13 protein-coding genes are annotated in these 19,781 nt (G+C 71.4%); 9 read left to right on the top strand and 4 right to left on the bottom strand.

What is annotated here, in order from left to right:
- Positions 1–67 precede the first annotated feature (67 nt).
- The gene (locus BMY89_RS15740) at positions 68–478 is read left to right on the top strand and encodes an HIT family protein (RefSeq protein WP_092380712.1); all 411 of its coding nucleotides are present in this window, start codon (positions 68–70) and stop codon (positions 476–478) included.
- Between the two features lie 76 nt (positions 479–554).
- Here BMY89_RS15740 and BMY89_RS15735 read toward each other — a convergent pair whose 3' ends face one another.
- Positions 555–1,748 carry a Clp protease N-terminal domain-containing protein gene (locus BMY89_RS15735; RefSeq protein WP_092380711.1) on the bottom strand — a complete coding sequence of 398 codons (1,194 nt, stop codon included), beginning with the start codon at positions 1,746–1,748 and terminating at the stop codon, positions 555–557.
- Positions 1,715–7,909, bottom strand: a complete 6,195-nt coding sequence (locus tag BMY89_RS15730) for a DNRLRE domain-containing protein (RefSeq protein ID WP_092380849.1) — start codon at positions 7,907–7,909, stop codon at positions 1,715–1,717. The genes BMY89_RS15735 and BMY89_RS15730 overlap by 34 nt, the downstream gene beginning before the upstream one ends.
- A 213-nt stretch (positions 7,910–8,122) precedes the next feature.
- On the opposite strand from BMY89_RS15730, the gene msrA reads away from it, so the two are divergent.
- From msrA to BMY89_RS15700, 6 genes are all read left to right on the top strand, one after another.
- On the top strand, positions 8,123–8,785 hold the full coding sequence (gene msrA, locus BMY89_RS15725) for a peptide-methionine (S)-S-oxide reductase MsrA (RefSeq protein WP_092380710.1): 663 nt from the start codon (positions 8,123–8,125) through the stop codon (positions 8,783–8,785).
- A gap of 315 nt (positions 8,786–9,100) precedes the next feature.
- Complete coding sequence (locus BMY89_RS15720) at positions 9,101–10,885, top strand: N-acetylglutaminylglutamine amidotransferase (protein WP_092380709.1); 1,785 nt, start codon at positions 9,101–9,103, stop codon at positions 10,883–10,885.
- 2 nt (positions 10,886–10,887) lie between these two features.
- The gene (ngg, locus tag BMY89_RS15715) at positions 10,888–12,783 is read left to right on the top strand and encodes an N-acetylglutaminylglutamine synthetase (protein ID WP_092380708.1); all 1,896 of its coding nucleotides are present in this window, start codon (positions 10,888–10,890) and stop codon (positions 12,781–12,783) included.
- Entirely contained in the window at positions 12,780–13,973 is a 1,194-nt protein-coding gene (locus tag BMY89_RS15710; protein ID WP_092380707.1) for an osmoprotectant NAGGN system M42 family peptidase, read from the top strand. Before ngg ends, BMY89_RS15710 begins: the two co-directional genes overlap by 4 nt.
- 332 nt (positions 13,974–14,305) lie before the next feature.
- Complete coding sequence (locus tag BMY89_RS15705; RefSeq protein ID WP_092380706.1) at positions 14,306–15,235, top strand: ribonuclease Z; 930 nt, start codon at positions 14,306–14,308, stop codon at positions 15,233–15,235.
- Complete coding sequence (locus tag BMY89_RS15700) at positions 15,232–15,741, top strand: GNAT family N-acetyltransferase (RefSeq protein WP_092380705.1); 510 nt, start codon at positions 15,232–15,234, stop codon at positions 15,739–15,741. Before BMY89_RS15705 ends, BMY89_RS15700 begins: the two co-directional genes overlap by 4 nt.
- A 136-nt stretch (positions 15,742–15,877) precedes the next feature.
- Here BMY89_RS15700 and BMY89_RS15695 read toward each other — a convergent pair whose 3' ends face one another.
- Positions 15,878–17,248: a cystathionine beta-synthase gene (locus BMY89_RS15695; RefSeq protein WP_092380704.1), complete on the bottom strand. Its 1,371-nt coding sequence runs from the start codon at positions 17,246–17,248 to the stop codon at positions 15,878–15,880.
- Between the two features lie 83 nt (positions 17,249–17,331).
- On the bottom strand, positions 17,332–17,688 hold the full coding sequence (locus tag BMY89_RS15690; protein ID WP_092380703.1) for a YkvA family protein: 357 nt from the start codon (positions 17,686–17,688) through the stop codon (positions 17,332–17,334).
- A 140-nt stretch (positions 17,689–17,828) separates the two neighbouring features.
- On the opposite strand from BMY89_RS15690, the gene BMY89_RS15685 reads away from it, so the two are divergent.
- Both BMY89_RS15685 and BMY89_RS15680 read left to right on the top strand, forming a co-directional pair.
- A complete protein-coding gene (locus tag BMY89_RS15685; RefSeq protein ID WP_092380702.1) occupies positions 17,829–18,881 on the top strand; it encodes an SGNH/GDSL hydrolase family protein in 1,053 nt (350 codons plus the stop codon).
- A 64-nt stretch (positions 18,882–18,945) separates the two neighbouring features.
- Complete coding sequence (locus tag BMY89_RS15680; protein ID WP_092380701.1) at positions 18,946–19,749, top strand: SGNH/GDSL hydrolase family protein; 804 nt, start codon at positions 18,946–18,948, stop codon at positions 19,747–19,749.
- Positions 19,750–19,781: the final 32 nt, after the last annotated feature.

Raw genomic sequence — 19,781 nt, 5'->3', positions numbered from 1 at the left:
TATGAAACCCACCCTGTCGGAGAGCTGTGACGCTCGACGGGAACGCTGCGGCTCTAACCTGGCCCCCATGGCGGCTTGTGTGTTCTGCGGGATCGTGGCGGGCGAGGTGCCGGCGTTCCGGGTGGCCGACGAGCCGGACGGGGTGGCGTTCCTCGACACCCGGCCGGTGTTCAAGGGGCACGTGCTGGTGGTGCCCCGCGCCCACCTGGTCACCCTCGCCGATCTGCCACCGGAGTCGCTGCCCGGCTACTTCGGGCTGGTCCGTCGGCTCGCCGTGGCAGTCGAGGGTGGTCTGGGCGCGGGCGGCACGTTCGTGGCGATGAACAACCGGGTGTCCCAGTCGGTGCCGCACCTGCACACCCACGTGGTGCCCCGGACCAAGGGTGACGGCCTGCGCGGCTTCTTCTGGCCGCGTACCCGCTACGCCGACGACGCCGAGGCCACCGCGTACGCCGGCCGAATCGCCGCCGCGCTCTGATCGGCCGTCCGGTCCGCCGGTCGGACGGGTTGGCGCCGGTCCGGTGGGTCACCCGGACCGGCGCCGTCCGAACGGGTCAGCCCGACGTGAGCTGGTGGGTCACCCGGCGACGCAGTTCCTCCCGGTCGAGGCCCAGCGCGGCGAGGAGGTGCCCGGCCGCGCCGTCCTCGGCGAGCACGGCGGCGAGGAGATGGGAGGTGCCCGCATCGGCGTGCCCGTGCTCCCGGGCGAGGTCGGTGGCCCGATCCATCACCCGGGTCGCGGCGACCCCCCAGCGCGGGTCACCGGGCTTGCCGGTACCCCAGAACCGGGCTGAGGAGTCCGCCACCGGTAGCGCCTCCCGCTCGCCGGTCCACGACTCGGCCACCGACCGCGCCGGCCCGAGCTGGAAGCCGACATCGGTGAGCGCCTTGCCGCCCTGGTTGTGCGGCTGGTAGGCCGTCACCAGCCGCTGCCCGGTGGCGGCCAGTTGGGCGTCGAGGCTGACGATCGCCAGGAGCACGGCGCTGGTCTGCACTACGTCGTGCCCGACCAGTACCGCTTGCCGCATCACCTCGCGTTCCAGGCAGGCCAGGACCGGCCCGCCCCATCTGGCCTGCCGTCCGGTCAGCCGGGCGAACAGCGCGGGTAGCCAACGCACCAGCCAGGGACTGCGGCTCCGCACGGCCCCGGCCACCCGCAGCGGGTCGACCAGCGGGGCGAACGGCGCCGGCTCGGCCGCCAGGTCGCCGGCCGCTATCCGCCGCCGGGCGGCGGCGACGTCCAGGCCAGTGCGCCGGGCCAGCTCGGCCACCGACGGATCGGCCGGGTCGAGCAGCCCGAGCACCAGATGCGGTACGTCGAGCCGGGTCACCCCGGCGGACCGGGCCGTCCGGGCGGACCGGGTCAACGCCGGGCCGACCGCCGTCGACCACAGCGGCGGATCGGCCGGTACGGCGTCGCGCTGGGCCCGCAGCACCCACCAGCGGGCCTCTCGCAGCATCCCGGCGTACCCGCTAGGGACGGGCCCGGCACCGTCGCCGGTATCAGGCCCCTCCCCTCGGGACACCGTCGCCCGTGCCTGCGCCACCGTCCGGCCGAGTACCCGGCCGGCCCGCTCGTCGTTGCGGGCCGCAGCCACCAGCAGCTGCCCTGGACCCACCACCCGGCCGCCGTCGACCAGCGCGTAGTAGTAGGCCGCCCGGAGCACGTCGGCGAACTCCTCGCCGACGTCGACTGGTTCGGTGTCGCCGATCGTCATGAGAACCTGTTCCTCGGCATGCAGCGCCATTTTGTCACCGCACCAAAGACGAACCCGGCCACCCAGCCTATCGCCCTGGCCTGGGCGCTGCGTGCGGCGTAACCCACCATGTCGGCGATGGCCCAGGCACAGGTCAGGCCACGCTGGACCCGGGTGTTCGAGGTGAAGACCTTTGCCTTGCCGACCGCCCACCAGTAGGCCCGCCAGACGTACGGCTTCGCCTTCTTGAACAGGTACTTACCGGCTCGGATGCACCAGTTCTTGGAGACCCGGCAGGCCAGGACCACCGCCCTCGCCAGGCCGATGATCGCGAGGATGATGGCCGGCAGCGCCTTGCCGTCCAGGTCGACGTTGTTGACCGGGTCGGCGCAGGCGTACTCGTACGGGTTGCAGCTGCCTCCGTAGATCGGGTCGACCTGGAGGAAACGGCCGGTGACCGGGTTGTAGAGGCGGACGCCCATCAGCATGATGCCGGACGGAGCATCGGCCGCCCGCTGATGGCCGCCGAGCCAGCCGTAGCGCTCGCCGCCGGCGGCCTCACTGTCGCGCGGAACGCCGTACTCGGTCGACTCGCCGGTCCAGGAGAGCCCCTCGTCGTCGTTGGTGACTCCGGCGACCACGGAGTCGTTCAGGCTGGTGATCTGCCACTCCCTGCTGCCGTCCGAGCTGTCGAAAATCGCTGCCAGTCCGGCCACACCGGCCACCGGGCGGGTGAACCTGTCCGCCGTCTCCTGGGTCCACGACGGGCTGTCCTCGTCCCCGCTGTAGTGGTGCACGCGCTGCTCGGCGACGCCACCGGCGGAGTCGGTCCAGGAACGGATCCGCTCCCCGCCCACGTCGAGGGTGTAGTCGGTGGTCCGTCCGTTGTGATTGATCGTGTCGACGAGATCGGTGGCGTGGTAGGTGATGGTCACGTCACCCGCGGCCGGGTTCGCCGTGTCCACCGCCGGCACGGTCCTCGTCCGGCCAAGAGCGTCGTAGCCGTACCCGGTGGCGGAGACCCGGTCCGCGGTGTCGTACGTCCAGGTCCGGGTCGACGCCGCCGTTACGCGCTGGCAGCCGCCGTCGGCGCCCGGGTCGTAGGTGGTGAGGCCGGTCCGGTTCGAGGAGGTGCTCAGGGCGTACACCCGGGTGGAGCACTGCCCGCCGACGGTGTCCTCCACCACTGTCAGACGGCCCGCCTTGTCGTAGTCGAAGTGCTGCTGCGACAGGCTCGACGTGCCGTCCCGTCGCTGGCCGTGCACCGAGTGCACCACCGACTCGCGATAGAGGACGCAGTCTCCCGCCGGGCAGTCCGGCTTGCGATAGCTCAGGCCGACCCGTTCGCCGACCTCGTTGAACTCGGTGTCGACCACCATCCCGCCCGGCCACGTCTGCCCGGTCAGGTTGCCGTCGGCGTCGTAGCTGCCGGTGAAGACCCCGGCGAAGGTGTCGTCGACGGCGGTCAGCAGGCCACGCCGCTCGCTGCCACCGTCGTAGGTGTAGGTCCGTTGCGCCTTGCCGTCGTGGCTGGTCGCCACCCGTCCTGCCAGGTCGTACGCGAAGGTCGACAGGTTGCCGTCCGTGTCCCGGTAGGAGGTGACCCGGCCCAGGGTGTCGTAACCGCGGACCACCTCTGCGACCACCGAACCGTTCAGCACCGACTGCGTCCGCAGGTGGTTGCCGGTGGCCGGGTCGTACATCTCACGCTTGACCGGCACCGCCGTGCCGAGGCCCGACTCGACGGCCACCGCGATCTCGTACACCCGCCCGGCACCGTCGTAGCTGGTGCTGGTGGTGCGCAGCGTGCCGGCGCTGGTCTTCTCGGTGACCACCCTGGGCTGACCGAGCAGGTCGTAGGTGGTAACCGTCACCGGTAGCTCCGGCCCGCTGGCCGCCTGGCCGCCCGGCTGCACCCGGCACGGCAGATCCGCCCACTCCGGTTTCGAGTCACACTCGCTGTGCCCGGATCCGGAACCGGCCCGGTAGTAGACCGTGTGCTGGGTGGCCGGAGTGGTGGTGCTGGTGCCACCGGCCGGGTTGGTGGTCGACGTGATCAGCTCGGAGGTGGAGTCGAAGGTCGACCGGGTCACCTGGCCGAGACCACCGGGGTCCACGGTCACCGCGATCGGCTGGCGCAACGTCCAGTCGTACGCGGTCCTGGTGGTCCGCACGTCGGTGTCCGACTCGACGCCGCCGCTGTCCCACATCCGCAGCGCCACCCGTTGGGTGGTCACCAGGTTGTACGGGTCCGTCGAGGCGGGTGCGCCCTCGTCGTACACGTAGCTGGTGGCCTTGCGACCACGTGCTGTGCCGCCCGCCGGCAGGACGACCTCATGCTCCGGGTCGAGCGTGACCAGCAGGCGCTGTCCGTCGGTGGAGTAGGCGTGCAGGGTGGACTGGGTGCGGGCGCGCATCGCCTCGGCCGCCGCGTCGTCCGTAGCGCTGGCGTTCAGCGCACCGGCCCGGTTGGCGGCGGTCAACTCCCGGACGGTGTTGCCCCACTGATCGAGCCAGACGGCCCGGACGTGCCCACCGGGGGTGGCCACGTTGACCAGGCGGGCGTTGGCGTCCAGATAGGTCACCGTAGCCCGCTCGTACGAGGAGGGCAGGGCACCGGTCGACGGGTTGCCGTTCGGCACCTGGGTGGGCGGGAAGACCGCGGTGGCGTCGGTCGGCGCCTCCGGTTGGGCCCAGCGGGTCGTCTGCGCGGCCGACAGGTCGTACGGTGCACCGCTGCCGGCGACCGGCACCCGGTACACCACCGTCGTCGTGGCGGTGCCGGCGGTGAGGGCCGACCGGCTCACCTGGTACAGCCGGCCGGGGGCCGGGTCACCGGGCAGCGTGGTGTAGCGCAGCTGCCAGGGCTCCTGCCCGGCCGGCGCGATGCTGGCGAGCAGGCCGTCCAGGTTGTAGGTGTAGACCTCCTGGACGTGCCGGGTGACGCCGTTGTCGGTCCAGTCCAGCCGCGGGTCCCAGGAGGCGCGCAGCCGGCCCGCGTCGTCGTAGGCGTACCGGGCCATCGGCACCGTCCGCATGCCCGGCGTGACTAGGTCCGGATCCCAGGCGGTGAACGCGATCTCCTTCACCCGTCCGGTGTGATCACCCCACGCCGCCGCGCCGCCGCCCGTCGCGGTCGTGGTGGTGGCGTAGGTGAAGGTCACCGCCCGGCAGCCGCGGACCAGGGTGGTGCAGGTGACGCCCTGCGGCGCCGGCGCCAGCACCCGCGTCGGCCGGATCACCTCCCTGCCACCGACCGTCGCCCGCTCCCAGCTCAACGTCGTCGTATTGGTGTTGCCCGGGGAACTGACCGAGGTCGGGACGTACTTCCCGGCCGCCGTCCCGGCGATCCGGCTGAAGGTGGTGCTGTTGCCCTCCTCGTCGACGAGCCGGTAGGTGTCGGTGGCCGACGCGTACATCAAGGTCAGGAACTCGGCACCGACACCGGGATCGAAGGTCGTCGCGGTCCGCTTGGTGAAGCCGAGCGTCTCGCCTTCCGGCAGTCCGACCTGCACCAGCGACCCGTACACGGTGAGTGACGTGTACGGCGCATCGGCCTCTACCAGCGCGCCGGAGATCCAGCCGGGGCCGTACATGTTCGTCGCGTCGGTGAGGTTCGCCCGGCGGGTGTTGTACGACCGGGTGACCGTCAGGTCGGTGCCCAGCGAGCCCGCCGAGACGTCCACGTCGGACAGCGAGTAGTTCCCCGTGATCAGGTTGACCGAGCCGGGCCCGATCTGCTGCGCCTCCGCCGACGCCTGGTTCCGGTCGAAGGTGAACTTCACCGTGCCGGAGGTGCTCCCGGCGCCCCCGCTGAAGCTGGCTCGCACCTGGAGCGGCCCGTCCCGGGGCACGGACTCCGCGTCGATGGCCGCCAGGGTGGCCGCGACATCCCAGTTCAGCTTGGCGAAGGCACCCGCGCCACCGGTCGCCAGCGGCCAGGTCACCGCGCCACCACCGGCGGCCAGGCTGACGTGCCCAGCCGGAATGGTCACCCAGGCGTCGGCGTTGCCTCGCCGCCACTGGTACGTCACGCCGGTCGCCGACGCTTGGCCGACACCGCCGAGCGCAACCTTCTCCGCGGTGATGTCCCCTTCCCGTGGTGACGTCACCGCACCCGAGCCGACGTTGAACGTGTACGCACGCAGCGCCGAGGTGTTCCCGGCCCGGTCCCGGGACCGCACGTAGAGCGTCTGTGGCCCGTCCGCGCTCGGCGTGATGGACACCGTGGCATTACCGCCCAGGCTCGACGCATTCACCGACTGGTCCGGCGGGTTCGCGTTCAGGCCGTACTCGTAGGCGGCGACGTCGGCCACCCCGGCCGCGCCGAAGGTGAAACTGCCGGCGGTGCCGGTCGCGCCGGACCACTGGCCCTCCGGGTACGTCGTGGAAATGACGGTCGCCGTCGCCGAAGGTGCGACGGTGTCGACGGTCATCGCGCAGTAGCCACTCCAGGGGCTGTTGACCAGACCATCGTGGCCCCGCACCCGCCAGGAGTATGTGCCATTCTCCGCGAACGCGCCGGCCGGCACCGTGGCGGTGAGCCAGGAACCCGAACTGGCGGGGCCGACGGTGGTGCCGCCGATCCGGGTACCGCCACCGGTCAACCATTCGAACTCGGCCCGCACCTGCGCACCCTCGGCGTCGCTGATCTGCGCCCGCAACTGCGGGGTTCTCGTGTTGACGTACGGGGTGTTCGGGTTCGTCGCACAGGGCAGTGATGGCACCGTCGCCCGCGTGGTCACCGTGGGCGGCGACTGGTAGGTCAAGGTCACGTACGGATCGTTCGCACCCTCCATGGAGTGGAACCTCTTCCACCCCAGGTTGTCGGTCTCGGATGCGGCGCGCAGCCCGATGTTGACCGTGCTGCAGCAGGTGACGCCGTTGGCCTGGTCGGCGAAGGCGGTCGTGACCGACGCGTTGACCCGACCGGCCGCGCAGGAGGAGTTGTAGCCCTTGGTCGCGGTGGTGTAGCCCAACCGCTTGATCCAGGTCGGCTGGTTGGTCCAACGGGCGGAGGTGGTGACGTAGGTGGTCTGCCAGGTCTCCCACTGCCGCGGGGTGCAGGACCACGAGTGGTGGTTCCACAGGTAGAGCGTCGCCGCCTGGACGTGCTTGCCCTGCAACCACTCCATGTTGTGGAAGCTCAGGAACGAACGAGCCTTCGTCGTACCACCGTCGTACGTGCCCAGCTTCAACTCCGTCGCGGCGGACTGGTCAGTGGTGTAGCCGGTCTGCACGAACGCGTCGTAGTTCGGCTTCAACGTGACGGCGGGGTCGATGGTCACCGGGAAGGTGGTGGCCGGATCCCGCAGCCATTTCTCGTCAGGCGTCAGGGTGACCGCCAGCCGGCCGCCTCTGGCCGCCGCGCCCACCTTCTTGCCCACCCTGGTCTGCCGCAGCCGCTCACCGGACTCCGGATGCACCCGCGCGTCCCACATCATCGGTTCCGGTGAGACGCCGACCGTACGGCCGGCGGCGTCCTTGATGTCGAAGCCGTTGCCGGCGTCCGGCACCGCCTTCAGGCCGTTGCCGCGCAACGGCAGGGAGATGCTGCGCACCTGGTCGACAGCGGCTCTGTTCTTCACCACGAGGTATTGCTCGAAGCCGGTCCGGGTCGACTCCACCACCAGGTCGACTCCGGGACGCACCTCCGGGTAGGTGGCCCGCGTCCCGGTCACCACCGGCTCCGGCAGCGGCCCGGACCAGCGCAGCGCCACCACTTCGTCGGCCTGCCCAAGCCGTACCAGGTCGCGCTCGCCCGACCCGCCCGAGCCGGCGAGCCACAGGTGGCCCGGATGGGCCTTCGCCCGGACCGCGCCGTCGGCCTGCTTGACCAGGTTGAAGTCCACCGGCGTCCACCCGCCGGCCTGGTTGCGCATCCGGACCGGACCTAGGTGGACCTCCGCCTCCACCCGGCCGTCCGGCAGAGCCCAGAACTCCGATGTCTCCGAGGTCATCCCGGTGATCCGCACCTTCGTCCCGGTCGTCCGGGCGGTGACCACCGCCGACGCCTCGTCCGGCCGCTCCAGGTGCTGCGCGGGCGGCGGCTGTTCGGCCACCACCGGTGGCGCCGCCTGCGCCGGCCGCGGGTTGATCAACGCCAACGTGCCGACCAGCACCGCCGACATGCCGTAAGCGACGCCCCGCCCGAGCCTGTGGGGCAGTTGCCGCCTACCGCCGCCGCCCACCAAGCCTCTTCGGTCACCCATCTTCATTCTCCTTTGTGGATGGACATTGGCTTGAAGATAGGGATGATCACAGGCAAGCACATCGATCGACCGACTGGCAGTCAGCGACCGAACGGCCACTCAGCTCAACCGGCAAACCGCCCGACCCCGCGGGTGCCTGACTGGGGGACGAGCGGGTAAGGAAGTAGGGTCCGCCGGTGTTGCACACGGGGAAGGTACGAAAGGAGCTCCACCGTGTTCCTCCGCCGCATGAAGGCCGAGATGATCTCCCCCGACCGGGCCCTGCCCGGCCGTCCGATCGCGATGCCGGTGGCCGACCGGCACGAGGTGCTCGGCACCCCGTTGCAGGGCCCGTTCCCCGAGGGCTCCCAGGTCGCCGTCTTCGGTATGGGTTGTTTCTGGGGCGCCGAGCGACTGTTCTGGACCCTGCCCGGCGTATTCACCACCTCCGTCGGGTATGCGGGTGGTTTCACCCCGAACCCGACCTACGAGGAAGTCTGCTCCGGGATGACCGGGCACACCGAGGCGGTCGAGGTGGTCTACGACCCCACGAAGATCAGCTACGAGGATCTCCTCAAGGTCTTCTGGGAGAACCACGACCCGACCCAGGGCATGCGCCAGGGCAACGACGTGGGCACCCAGTACCGGTCGACGATCTACACCACGACCGACGAGCAGCTCGCCACCGCGCAGGCATCCCGGGACGCGTTCGCGCCGATCGTGGCCCGCGCCGGGAAGGGCGAGATCACCACGGAGATCGGTCGGCTCGGTGACTACTACCTGGCCGAGGACTACCACCAGCAGTACCTGGCCCCGACCAAGAACCCGAACGGCTACTGCAACCACGGCCCGAACGGGTTGAGCTGCCCGGTCGGGGTGGCGCGCACCGCCGGCTGACCGCACCGCAGACACGGCAGGGCCCGGAGCGGGTAGCGACGGGCCCTGCGCCGTGTCCGCGTCGACGAGGCAGTTGCCGCCGCAGCGGCTTCGCCGGCACACGACCAACGACGCGTGCCGACTTTGCGGCATTCGTCACACCCGCAAAGTGGTACGCAATTGGCGCGCTGACGTTACGCCGGGCACGAAACGCCCATCGAAATCAGCCCGATGTCGCTTTACCCGTCGCGAGGGCGCGGATTCTAGCAATGCTGTTACACGACCGTCATAGTCTCAACAGGCCAATCGCAACATCCTCTGGCAGCATGGGCTCACATGTGCGGACTGGCTGGAGAGTTCCGAAGGGACGCGACGCGTGCCGATGTCGCTGCGGTGGAGCGGATGGCCGCCACGATGTGCGACCGGGGGCCCGACGGTAGCGGGGTGTGGTCCCAGGGGTCGGTCGCCCTCGGCCACCGGCGACTGAAGATCATTGACCTGTCGGCCGCCAGCGGCCAACCGATCGTCGACTCCGCCGCCGGCCTGGCCGCCGTCTTCAACGGCTGCATCTACAACTACCGCGAGTTGCGCGCCGAACTGCAGGCCAAGGGCCACCACTTCTTCTCCAGCGGAGACAGCGAGGTCGTGGTCAAGGCGTACGCGCAGTGGGGGCTCGACTTCGTCGACCACCTGGTCGGCATGTTCGCCGTGGCGATCAGCGAACGCGACACCGGTCGCCTGGTGCTGGCCCGGGACCGGCTCGGCATCAAGCCGCTCTACCTCGCCGAGTCCTCCGGCGTGGTGCGCTTCGCCAGCACCCTGCCGGCACTGCTGGCCGGCGGTGGGGTGGACACGACGATCGATTCGGTCGCGCTGGGCCACTACCTCAGCTTCCACAGCATCGTGCCGCCGCCGCGCACCATCCTGCGTGGCGTCAACAAGCTGCCCCCGGCCACCGTCCGGGTCTACGAGGCCGACGGCCGCAGCCACGAGCGGGTCTACTGGGACCCGCCGTTCCTGCGCCGGCCCGAGCACGAGGGCTGGACCGAGCGGGACTGGCAGGACGCGCTGCACGAGTCGCTGACCACCGCCGTACGCCGGCGGATGGTCGCCGACGTGCCGGTCGGCGTGCTGCTCTCCGGCGGCCTCGACTCCAGCCTGGTGGTCGCGCTGCTCGCCGGTGAGGGGCAACGTGGCCTCTCCACCTTCTCCATCGGCTTCGACGCCGTCGGCGGCCGGGAGGGCGACGAGTTCCGCTACTCCGACGTGGTCGCCAAGACCTTCGACACCGATCACCATCAGATCCGGGTCGCCGCGCAGGATCTGGTCCCGCCGTTGGAGGCCGCCGTAGCGGCGATGAGCGAGCCCATGGTCAGCCACGACTGCGTGGCGTTCTACCTGCTCAGCCAGGAGGTCTCGCGGCACGTCAAGGTGGTCCAGTCCGGCCAGGGCGCCGACGAGATCCTGGGTGGCTACCACTGGTACCCGCCGCTGGCGCAGGTCGGCCGGGAGCAGGCCCTGGACACGTACGCCCGGGCCTTCTTCGACCGGGACGGCGCCGGCCTGGCCCGGGCGCTGAACCCCGACTGGCTCGCCGACGGCGATCCGGCGCGGGAGTTCGTCGCCGCCCACCTGGCGCGGCCCGGCGCACAGACCGCGGTCGACGCCGGCCTGCGTATCGACACGCAGATCATGCTGACCGACGACCCGGTCAAGCGGGTCGACAACATGACCATGGCGCACGGGCTGGAGGCCCGGGTGCCCTTCCTGGATCACGAGTTCGTGGAGCTGGCCGCTGCCTGCCCGCCGGAGCTGAAGCTGGCGCAGGGCGGCAAGGGAGTGCTCAAGGAGATCGGCCGGCGGGTGCTTCCGCACGAGGTCATCGACCGGCCGAAGGGCTACTTCCCGGTGCCGGGCCTCACCCATCTGGAGGGCAAGCTCCTCGACCGGGTACGCGACGCGCTGTCCGCGCCCGAGGCCCGCCGCCGCGACCTGTTCCGCACCGATTACGTCAACGCCCTGCTCGACGCCCCGAACGCCGAACTGACCCCGTTGAACGGAAACAAGCTGTGGCAACTCGGACTCCTGGAAATGTGGCTCCAGAGCCACGGAATCGACTGACCGTGACCGACACTCTGGCCACCGGGGTCGCCCGGACCGACCGGAGTCGGGGCGCGGGACGGCGGTACGAGCGGGTCGGACCGGGAGGTGATCCGATCGCCACGGGCGGCCACGCCGAACCGACCGACGACGAACGCCCCGGTGCCGGCGCGGGTGTCATCCTCGACTGCGGGTGGGGGCGGCTGGTCTTCGGCCAGACCTTCACCGACCAGGCCGCGGTCGCCGACGTGCTGCGTTCCGAGGCGGCGGGCGCCCGGGACATCTGCATCTACCTGCGCGATCCGCACGTGCTGGTCTCCCGGCTCCCCGACGAGCTGTTCATCGACCCGTCGCTGACCTTCCGGCTGCCGCTGGGAGACACCCCGCGCGGCCCCCGCCCGTCCACCGGGACCACGGAGGAGGCCGGCAGCGCACACACGCCGTCGCCCATGGGTGACCGGGCGGAGCTGCCCGGGGTACGCATCCGCCGGATGCGCGACGCCGCCGACGCGGACGCGGTCAATCGGATCTACGCGGCCAACGGCATGGTCACCGCGCCGGTCGACGTGCTGGTCGACAACGCCGCCACCGACCGCTTCCTGCATCTGGTCGCGGAGGCCACCACCGGCGAGATCGTCGGCACCATCACCGGCGTCGACCACGTGGCGGTCTTCGACGACCCGGACAACGGGGCCAGCCTCTGGTGCCTGACCGTCGACTTCAACCAGGCCCCACCGGGTACCGGCCAGGCGCTGATCACCGAGCTTGCCGCCCGGCTGGTCGCCCGGGGCCGGGCGTACGTCGACCTGTCCGTGCTCGCCGAGAACGCCGGGGCGATCCGGCTCTACGAGCGGCTGGGCTTCTACCGCACCGCCACGCTCTGCGTGAAGCGGAAGAACCCGATCAACGAACGGCTCTTCCTGCCGGCCATGCCGATCGGCTACGACGGGCTCAACCCGTACGCGAGGATCGTCGCCGACGAGGCGATGCGGCGGGGCATCCGGGTGGAGGTCACCGACCCGGAGTGGGGTGAGCTGCGGCTGACCAGCGGTGGCCGGACCATCCTCACCCGGGAGTCACTCTCGGAGCTGACCTCGGCGGTGGCGATGAGCCGCTGCGACGACAAGCGGGTCACCCGCCGGATCCTGACCGAGGCGGGCCTGTCGGTGCCGCGCGGGCGCACCGCCAGCGGCGACGCGGCCGACGCGGAGTTCCTGGCCGAGGTGGGTCAGTTGGTGGTCAAGCCGGCCCGGGGCGAACAGGGCAACGGCATCACCGTGGGGGTACGCACCCCGGAGGCGTTGACCGCCGCCGTCGAGTTGGCCGCCCGGTTCTGCCCGGAGGTGCTGCTGGAGGAGCTGTGCACCGGCGAGGACCTGCGGGTGATCGTGATCGACCACGAGGTGGTGGCCGCCGCGGTTCGCCGACCTGCCTCGATCACCGGCGACGGTGTGCACGACATCGCCGATCTGATCGACCGGCAGAGCCGCCGCCGGGCCGCCGCCACCGGCGGCGAGTCCCGCATCCCGCTGGACGACATGACCCGGGACGTGGTCTCCGAGGCCGGCCACGAGCTGCACGACGTGCTGCCCGAGGGGCAGGTGCTGGCGGTCCGGCGCACCGCGAACCTGCACACCGGCGGCACCATCCACGACGTCACGGGTGAGCTGCACCCGGTGATCGCCGAGGCGTGCGTGGCCGCCAGCCGTGCCATCGACATCCCGGTCACCGGTCTCGACCTGCTGGTTCCGGCGCCGGACCGGCCCGAGCACGTCTTCATCGAGGCCAACGAGCGGCCCGGGCTGGCCAACCACGAGCCGCAGCCCACCGCCGAACGCTTCGTGGACCTACTCTTCCCCGGGACTCGGGCACCGCAGCGGCTCTGGACCCCGGCCGGTGCGGCACCATCTGGGGCATGACCGTACGCAAGACCACTCCGCTCCCCATCGACCTGGACTATCTACGCCAGGTGCTGGTCGAGCTGCTCGACATCCCGAGCCCGTCGGGACGCACCGATCACGTGCAGCAGTACGTGGGTGAGCGCCTCTCGGCGCTCGGCATCCCGTCGACGCTGACCCGCCGCGGGGCGCTCAGCGCCTGCCTGCCCGGCCCCCGGGAGACCGGCGCGGACCGGGCCATCGTGGTACACACCGACACCATCGGCGGGATGGTGAAGCGGCTGAAGGAGAACGGCCGGCTGGAGCTGAAGCCGATCGGCACGCACAGCGCCCGGTTCGCCGAGGGTGCCCACGTACGGATCTTCACCGACGACCTGGAGCGGGTGGTCACCGGCCAGGTGCTGCCGCTCAAGGCCAGCGGCCACCGCTACAACGAGGGCGTCGACCTGCAGGGCTTCGGCTGGGAGCAGGTCGAGGTCCGCGTCGACGAACCGGTGGAGGACATCGCCGGCCTGCGCGCGCTCGGCATCGACGCGGGCGACTTCGTCGCGTTCCTGCCCAACCCGACGGTCACCCCCAGCGGGTACGTCAAGTCCCGCCACCTGGACGACAAGGCCGGGGTGGCCGCGGTGCTCAGCGCCATGAAGGCAATGGTCGACGCGGGGGTGAAGCCGGCGGTCACCGCACACCTGCTGGTCACCGTGACCGAGGAGATCGGCCACGGCGCGTCCCACGGTCTCGACCCGGATGTCGCCGAGATCGTTTCGGTGGACGCGGCGGTGGTCGCGCCCGGGCAGCAGTCCCGGGAGCACTCCGCCACCCTGGCCATGGGCGACGGGGTCGGACCGTTCGACTACCACCTCACCCGGAACCTGGCGGCGATCGCCCGGGAACACGACGTGGATCTCGTCCGCGACGTCTTCGACTACTACCGCTCGGACGTGGCGGCGGCGGTGGAGGCGGGGGCGCACGCCCGGGTGGCGCTGCTCGGCTTCGGCGTCGACGCCACCCACGGCCACGAACGCACCCACCTGGACGGGCTGCGCCAGCTGGCCCAACTGCTCTGCCTCTACCTCCAGAGCGACCTGGTGTTTCCCGAATGGGACGCCGAGCCGGAGGGCGACCTGGCCGACTTCCCGTCGCTGGCGGTGCAGCCGGCCAACGCGGAGGGCCCCCGCGAAGGCCCGATAGGCATCGCCCAGCCGTCCTGAGCGGGCTGCCGCCGGCGCACCGACCGGGTCGGCACGGATGTGATCGAAATCCATTGCCGGGGCGCCGGACGCTGGATAACGTGACCGTACACGGGAAAGGAGGTGGTCCAGACTTGTATAGCAATCGGACTCGTGAGGTGGCTGTCCGCTAGCCGCTGTCCTCGACAGTGATCCGACCCTCCGGGGGCGGGCAGTAAGAAGTCGTCGAGACCGTGTGGCAGCGGTGCGGCGAAACCACAACAGCCACCCGACCCCCGGGGTGCCGACCCAGTCCAGTCGGCCCGCGTCCGCGCGGAAGCCCCGGGGGTCGCTTCATACCCACCGGAGGCCCCGTGTCGATGCGCGAGCTGGTGGTACTCGGCACTGCCAGCCAGACCCCCACCAGGACCCGCAACCACAACGGGTACGTGCTGCGGTGGGACAACGAGGTGATCCTCTTCGACCCGGGCGAGGGCAGCCAGCGGCAACTGCTGCACACCAGCGTCACCGCCAGCGACCTGACCCGGATCTGCGTCACCCACTTCCACGGCGACCACTGCCTCGGCCTGCCCGGCATCATCCAGCGCCTCTCCCTGGACCGGGTGGCACACCCGGTGACGGTGCATTTTCCGGCCGAGGGCCTCGACTACTTCGCCGGGCTGCGGCATGCCAGCTCCTTCCACGAGACCGCCGAGCTGACCGTCGAGCCGATCAGGGCGGACGGGCAGCGGATCGTGCTGCGCTGCGGCACGCTGGAGGCCCGCCGACTGCGGCACCCCATCGCCACGTACGGCTACCGGCTGGTGGAGCCGGACGGGTACCGGATGCTGCCGGAGCGGCTGGCCGCGTACGGCATCGTCGGGCCGGCGATCGGCGAACTGCAGCGCGTCGGCCACCTCGACCTCGACGGGCGTCGCGTCACCCGGGAGGAGGTGAGCGTGCCGCGCCCGGGGCAGCGGTTCGCCTTCGTGATGGACACCGGCCTCTGCGACGGGGTGTACGCGCTGGCGGAGCACGCCGACCTACTGGTGATCGAGTCGACCTTCCTGGAGTCCGAGGCCGCGCTCGCCGCCGAGGTCGGGCACCTCACCGCCGGCCAGGCCGCGCGGGTGGCGGCCGAGTCGGGGGTACGCCGGCTGGTGCTCAGCCACTTCTCCCAGCGGTACGCCGACCCGGCCCGCTTCGCCGACGAGGCCCGCGCCCACTTCGACGGCGACCTGGTGATCGCCGAGGACCTGGCCACCGTGCAGGTTCCGCCCCGGCGGGTACCCTCGGCTGAGTGACCGTCACGCTCCGTCCCGCGAACGCCGACGACCTGATGGCGGTAGGAGAGCTCCACCAGCGGTCGAGGGTCGCGGCGTACTCGTCGTTCCTGCCGGTGGAGTCGCTGGCGGACCCGACGCCGGACGCGATGGGCCGGTACTGGACCGAACGGTGGTCCTGGGAGCGGGCCGATCACCTGATGACGGTGGCCGAGCGGGACGGCGTCCTGGCCGGCTTCAGCTACGTCGGCCCGGACGACGAGGGCGACCCGGTGACCGGGCTGCTCAACGCCATCCACCTGGAACCAGCCGAACGCGGCCGGGGCGTCGGCCGGGCGTTGATGATCGACGCGCTGGCCAGCATGCGTTCGCGGGGCCGGCGGCGCGCCGTGCTCTGGGTGCTGCGGGACAACACCCCCGCCCGCCGCTTCTACGAACGCGGCGGCTGGCTGCCGACCGGCATCGAGCGGGAAGAGCGCATCGGCGCCGCCCGCACCCCCCAGCTCCGCTACACCCGCGAGCTGTGAAGGAGGGGCCCCCTGTTAACGCCTGCGGTAGAGCAGGGGCCCCCTGTTAACAGTCGATCTTCGCGATCCGCCGGCGCGCGTTAAAAGGGGCCCCCTGCTATGCACGAGGCGTTAACAGGGGGCCCCTCCTTACACCTCAGTGGGCGCCGAGGTGGGCGAGCAGGTCCTGGCGGGTGAGCACGCCCTTGGGCTTGCCGTCGATCAGCACCAGCGCGGCGTCGGACTTCGCCAGCAACTCGACCGCCTCGCTGACCGGCTGGCCACCACCGATCATCGGCAGCGGCGGCACCATGTGCCGCTCGATCGTGTCGTGCAGTTGGGCCTGCCCGGTGAAGAGCGCGTCGAGCAGGTCCTTCTCGGCGATCGAGCCGGCGACCTCGCCGGTGACCACGGGCGGCTCGGCCTTGAGGACCGGCAGCTGCGAGACGCCGTACTCGCGCATGTAGTCGACCGCGTCGCGGACCGTCTCGGTCGGGTGCACGTGCACCAACTCGGGCAGCCCGCCCGGCTTGGCCCCGAGCGCCTCCGCCACGGTCGGCTCGGAGCCGGAGTTGTCGAGGAAGCCGTACCGCGCCATCCAGGAGTCATTGAAGATCTTGGAAAGATAGCCCCGGCCGCCGTCCGGCAGCAGCACCACGACCACGTCGTCCGGCCCGGCGGATCGGGCCACCTCCAGCGCCGCCACGGCCGCCATCCCACAGGAGCCGCCGACCAGCAGCCCCTCCTCGCGAGCCAGCCGCCGGGTCATCTCGAAGGACTGCTTGTCCGACACCTCGACGATCTGGTCGGCGACGTCCCGGTCGTACGTCTCGGGCCAGAAGTCCTCGCCGACCCCCTCGACCAGGTACGGACGGCCGGTGCCGCCGGAGTAGACCGAGCCCTCCGGGTCCGCGCCGATGACCTTGACCGTCCCGCCGGACGCCTCCTTCAAGTACCGCCCGATGCCGGAGATCGTGCCACCGGTACCCACCCCGGCGACGAAGTGGGTGATCCGGCCCTCGGTCTGCTTCCACAGCTCCGGACCGGTCGTCTCGTAGTGCGAACGCGGGTTCGCCGGGTTGGCGTACTGGTTCGGCTTCCACGCGCCGGGAATCTCCCGGGCCAGCCGGTCGGAGACGTTGTAGTACGAACGGGGGTCCTCCGGGGCGACGGCGGTCGGGCAGACCACCACCTCCGCGCCGTACGCCCGCAGCACGTCCTGCTTGTCCTGGCTGACCTTGTCCGGGCAGACGAAGACACACTTGTAGCCCCTGAGCTGGGCCACCAGGGCCAGACCGACGCCCGTGTTGCCGCTGGTCGGCTCGACGATGGTGCCACCCGGTCGCAGGATGCCGGCGGCCTCCGCGTCCTCCACCATGCGCAGCGCGATCCGGTCCTTCACCGACCCACCGGGGTTGAGGTACTCCACCTTCGCCAGCACGGTCGCCTGAATACCCTCGGCGACGTTGCGTAGCCGTACCAGCGGGGTGTTGCCGATCATCTCGACGACGTTGTCGTAGTACTGCACCTCGTTGTGCCCTTCTGCTCCGGCGCCGGCGCCGGTGGCCGGGCGGGTTACTCAGGTGAATTCCCGCGCCCAGGGTACGTGGGTCAGGGCACCACCTGGCCGGGGACCACGGAGCTGCGACGCGTCTCCCACTCCAGGAACCGCTCGGTCTCGGCGAGCACCGCCCCGGCCAGCCAGGTGACCATCACCGCGTCGTCCAGCAGACCGAACACCGTGAGGAACAGCTCCGGAACCGCGTCGATCGGCGAGACGATGTACGCCGTCGCCGCCGTCATCATGGCCAGCCGTAGGCCACCGTCGTACTCGCCCCGTGCGGTGGCCGCGATCATCCGGGGCAGCGCCCCGATTCGAGCACCGAGCGACGGCCCGCCCCGGGCACCAGCGGTCAGCGCCCGCCCCAGAGCCACGAAAGCCGCACCCCGCTTCAACGTCTTAGCCATCGTCGTACTCCTCTCCACCGTGCAGCGTGACGACCCGTCGCAACTCCCTCCATCCAAGTACCCCGCACGGTCGAATTCCAGGCACCCGGGTGCCGTCCCGACGACAGCGGCCCGTCAGACCGGCGCGCTAGTGTCACGGTATGGGGGTCGCTGGTTCCGTCGTACCGGATCGTCCGCGCTGGCAGCGCGCCCGGCGGGTGGCCCGTCTGGCAGCACTCGGCACGGGTGCCGCGGTGACGGCTGCGGCGGCGACCACCGGCGTGCTCTTCGGTCAGGCGCGGCAGGCGCGGCGCACCATCCCGATGGCCGAGGCACCGCCGCCGCGTTGCGACGGCGTCTACGGCGCGAAGTTCCCCGGTCCCGCGATCACCATGGTCGTTCTCGGTGACTCCTCGGCCGCCGGCTACGGCGTGCACCGACGCCGGGAGACACCCGGCGCGCTGCTGGCCACCGGATTGTCCCGGCGGCTCCAGCGGCCGGTCCGGTTGCACCGCTTCGCGGTGGTGGGCGCCATCTCGGCCGGGCTGCGTTTCCAGGTGGAGGCGGCGCTGGAGTGCGACCCCGACGTGGCGGTCATCCTCATCGGCGGCAACGACGTCACCAACCGCACGCCGGCCGCGCTGGCCGTGCGCTACCTCGTCGAGGGGGTGCGTGCGCTGCGCGCGTCCGGTGCCGAGGTGGTCGTGGGCACCTGCCCTGACCTCGGTGCGATTCGCCCCATCCAGCCACCGCTGCGGTGGCTGGCCCGCCGGTGGAGCCGCCAGCTCGCGGCCGCGCAGACGGTCGCCGTGGTGTCCGCCGGCGGTTGGACGGTTTCCCTCGGTGACCTGCTGGGCCCCAGGTTCACCGCCGAACCGGGACGGATGTTCGCCTGGGACCGGTTCCACCCTTCCGGCGACGGATACGCCGTGGTCGCCGCCGCACTGCTGCCCACGGTGCTCTCCGCATTGGGGTACGGCACCGAACACAGGCCTTCGCAGGCACGCCCCGAGGGCGTACGGTCGTTGCCGAAGGCCGCTCAGGAGGCGGCCCGGCACCCGGGAACGGAGGTCAGCGGTACGCAGGTCCGAGGCAGCGAGAGCGGTCCGGCCGGCCGCTGGGCGCAGCTGCGCCGGCGGGGATTCTTCGGTGTCGCCGCGACGCCGCAGTCTGCTCCCACCGCCGACACACCCGCAGTGGAGGGACTCACATGACCGAGCGGATCAAGCGCCCGTCCGGGTGGCGGGGCGGCTCCGACCAACAGGTGGGGGCAGCGACATGACCGTCCCGTCAACCGGTGCCCGGCTCACCGCGCTGGTGGCCCGTACCGCCGCGGTTTCCCTGGTTGCTGGCACGGTCGGCGCTGCGGCGGTGCTCGCCGGCCAGGCCGTCGCGGCCCGCAACCGTCGCTACGCCCAGCCGGAGCTCGGGCTCGCGCTGCGCGCGACCGTCGGCCGGTCCGGCGCACCGCCGCTGCGCCTGGTGCTGCTCGGCGACTCCGCCGCCCTCGGTGTCGGAGTGGACCGCCTCGGCGACACCATCGGCGGGCAACTGGCCGAGCTGCTCGCCACCGGGTCGGCCGGGCGACGTGTGCACCTGTCCAGCGTCGGTGTCTCCGGTTCCCGCTCCACCGACCTGGCCACCCAGGTGGCCCGGGCGTTGCTCGGCGAACGACCCGACGTGGCGGTCATCCTGGTCGGCGCGAACGACGTCACCGACATGCGCCGCCCCGCCGAAGCCGCCGCCTATCTGGGCGCGGCGGTGCACCGCCTGCGCCAGGCCGGTGTCGAGGTCGTGGTCGGTACCTGCCCGGATCTCGGCGCTGTTCGGGCGATCGCACCACCGCTGCGGCAGGTGGTCGGCTGGGTGGGGCGCCAGGTGGCCCGGGCCCAGACCGGTGCGGTGCTCGACGCCGGCGGGACGGTGGTCGACCTGGCCACCGAGACGGGGCCGGTGTTCCGGGCCGACGCCGGCACCTTCTGCCACGACGGCTACCACCCCTCCGCCGACGGATACCGGGTCTGGGCCCATGCTCTGCTGCCTGCGGTGGCGGCTGCGGCGGCCGTCACTCCCCGCCGCTGACCAGTCCTCGCCCCGTGGTGTCGAGGCCAACG

The sequence above is a fragment of the Micromonospora phaseoli genome (assembly GCF_900109115.1).
In the GTDB taxonomy this organism is placed as follows: Bacteria; Actinomycetota; Actinomycetes; order Mycobacteriales; family Micromonosporaceae; genus Micromonospora; species Micromonospora phaseoli.
The sequence above is the reverse complement of the archived record's forward strand: the minus strand, read 5'-3'. Positions and strand labels throughout refer to the sequence as shown.

Excerpts from the sequence above, each read along its gene's own strand:
- BMY89_RS15740 (WP_092380712.1), top strand. The coding sequence starts at position 68 with ATGGCGGCTTGTGTGTTCTGCGGGATCGTGGCGGGCGAGGTGCCGGCG.
- BMY89_RS15735 (WP_092380711.1), bottom strand. The coding sequence starts at position 1,748 with ATGGCGCTGCATGCCGAGGAACAGGTTCTCATGACGATCGGCGACACC.
- BMY89_RS15730 (WP_092380849.1), bottom strand. The coding sequence starts at position 7,909 with ATGGGTGACCGAAGAGGCTTGGTGGGCGGCGGCGGTAGGCGGCAACTG.
- BMY89_RS15720 (WP_092380709.1), top strand. The coding sequence starts at position 9,101 with ATGTGCGGACTGGCTGGAGAGTTCCGAAGGGACGCGACGCGTGCCGAT.
- BMY89_RS15710 (WP_092380707.1), top strand. The coding sequence starts at position 12,780 with ATGACCGTACGCAAGACCACTCCGCTCCCCATCGACCTGGACTATCTA.
- BMY89_RS15690 (WP_092380703.1), bottom strand. The coding sequence starts at position 17,688 with ATGGCTAAGACGTTGAAGCGGGGTGCGGCTTTCGTGGCTCTGGGGCGG.
- BMY89_RS15685 (WP_092380702.1), top strand. The coding sequence starts at position 17,829 with ATGGGGGTCGCTGGTTCCGTCGTACCGGATCGTCCGCGCTGGCAGCGC.
- BMY89_RS15680 (WP_092380701.1), top strand. The coding sequence starts at position 18,946 with ATGACCGTCCCGTCAACCGGTGCCCGGCTCACCGCGCTGGTGGCCCGT.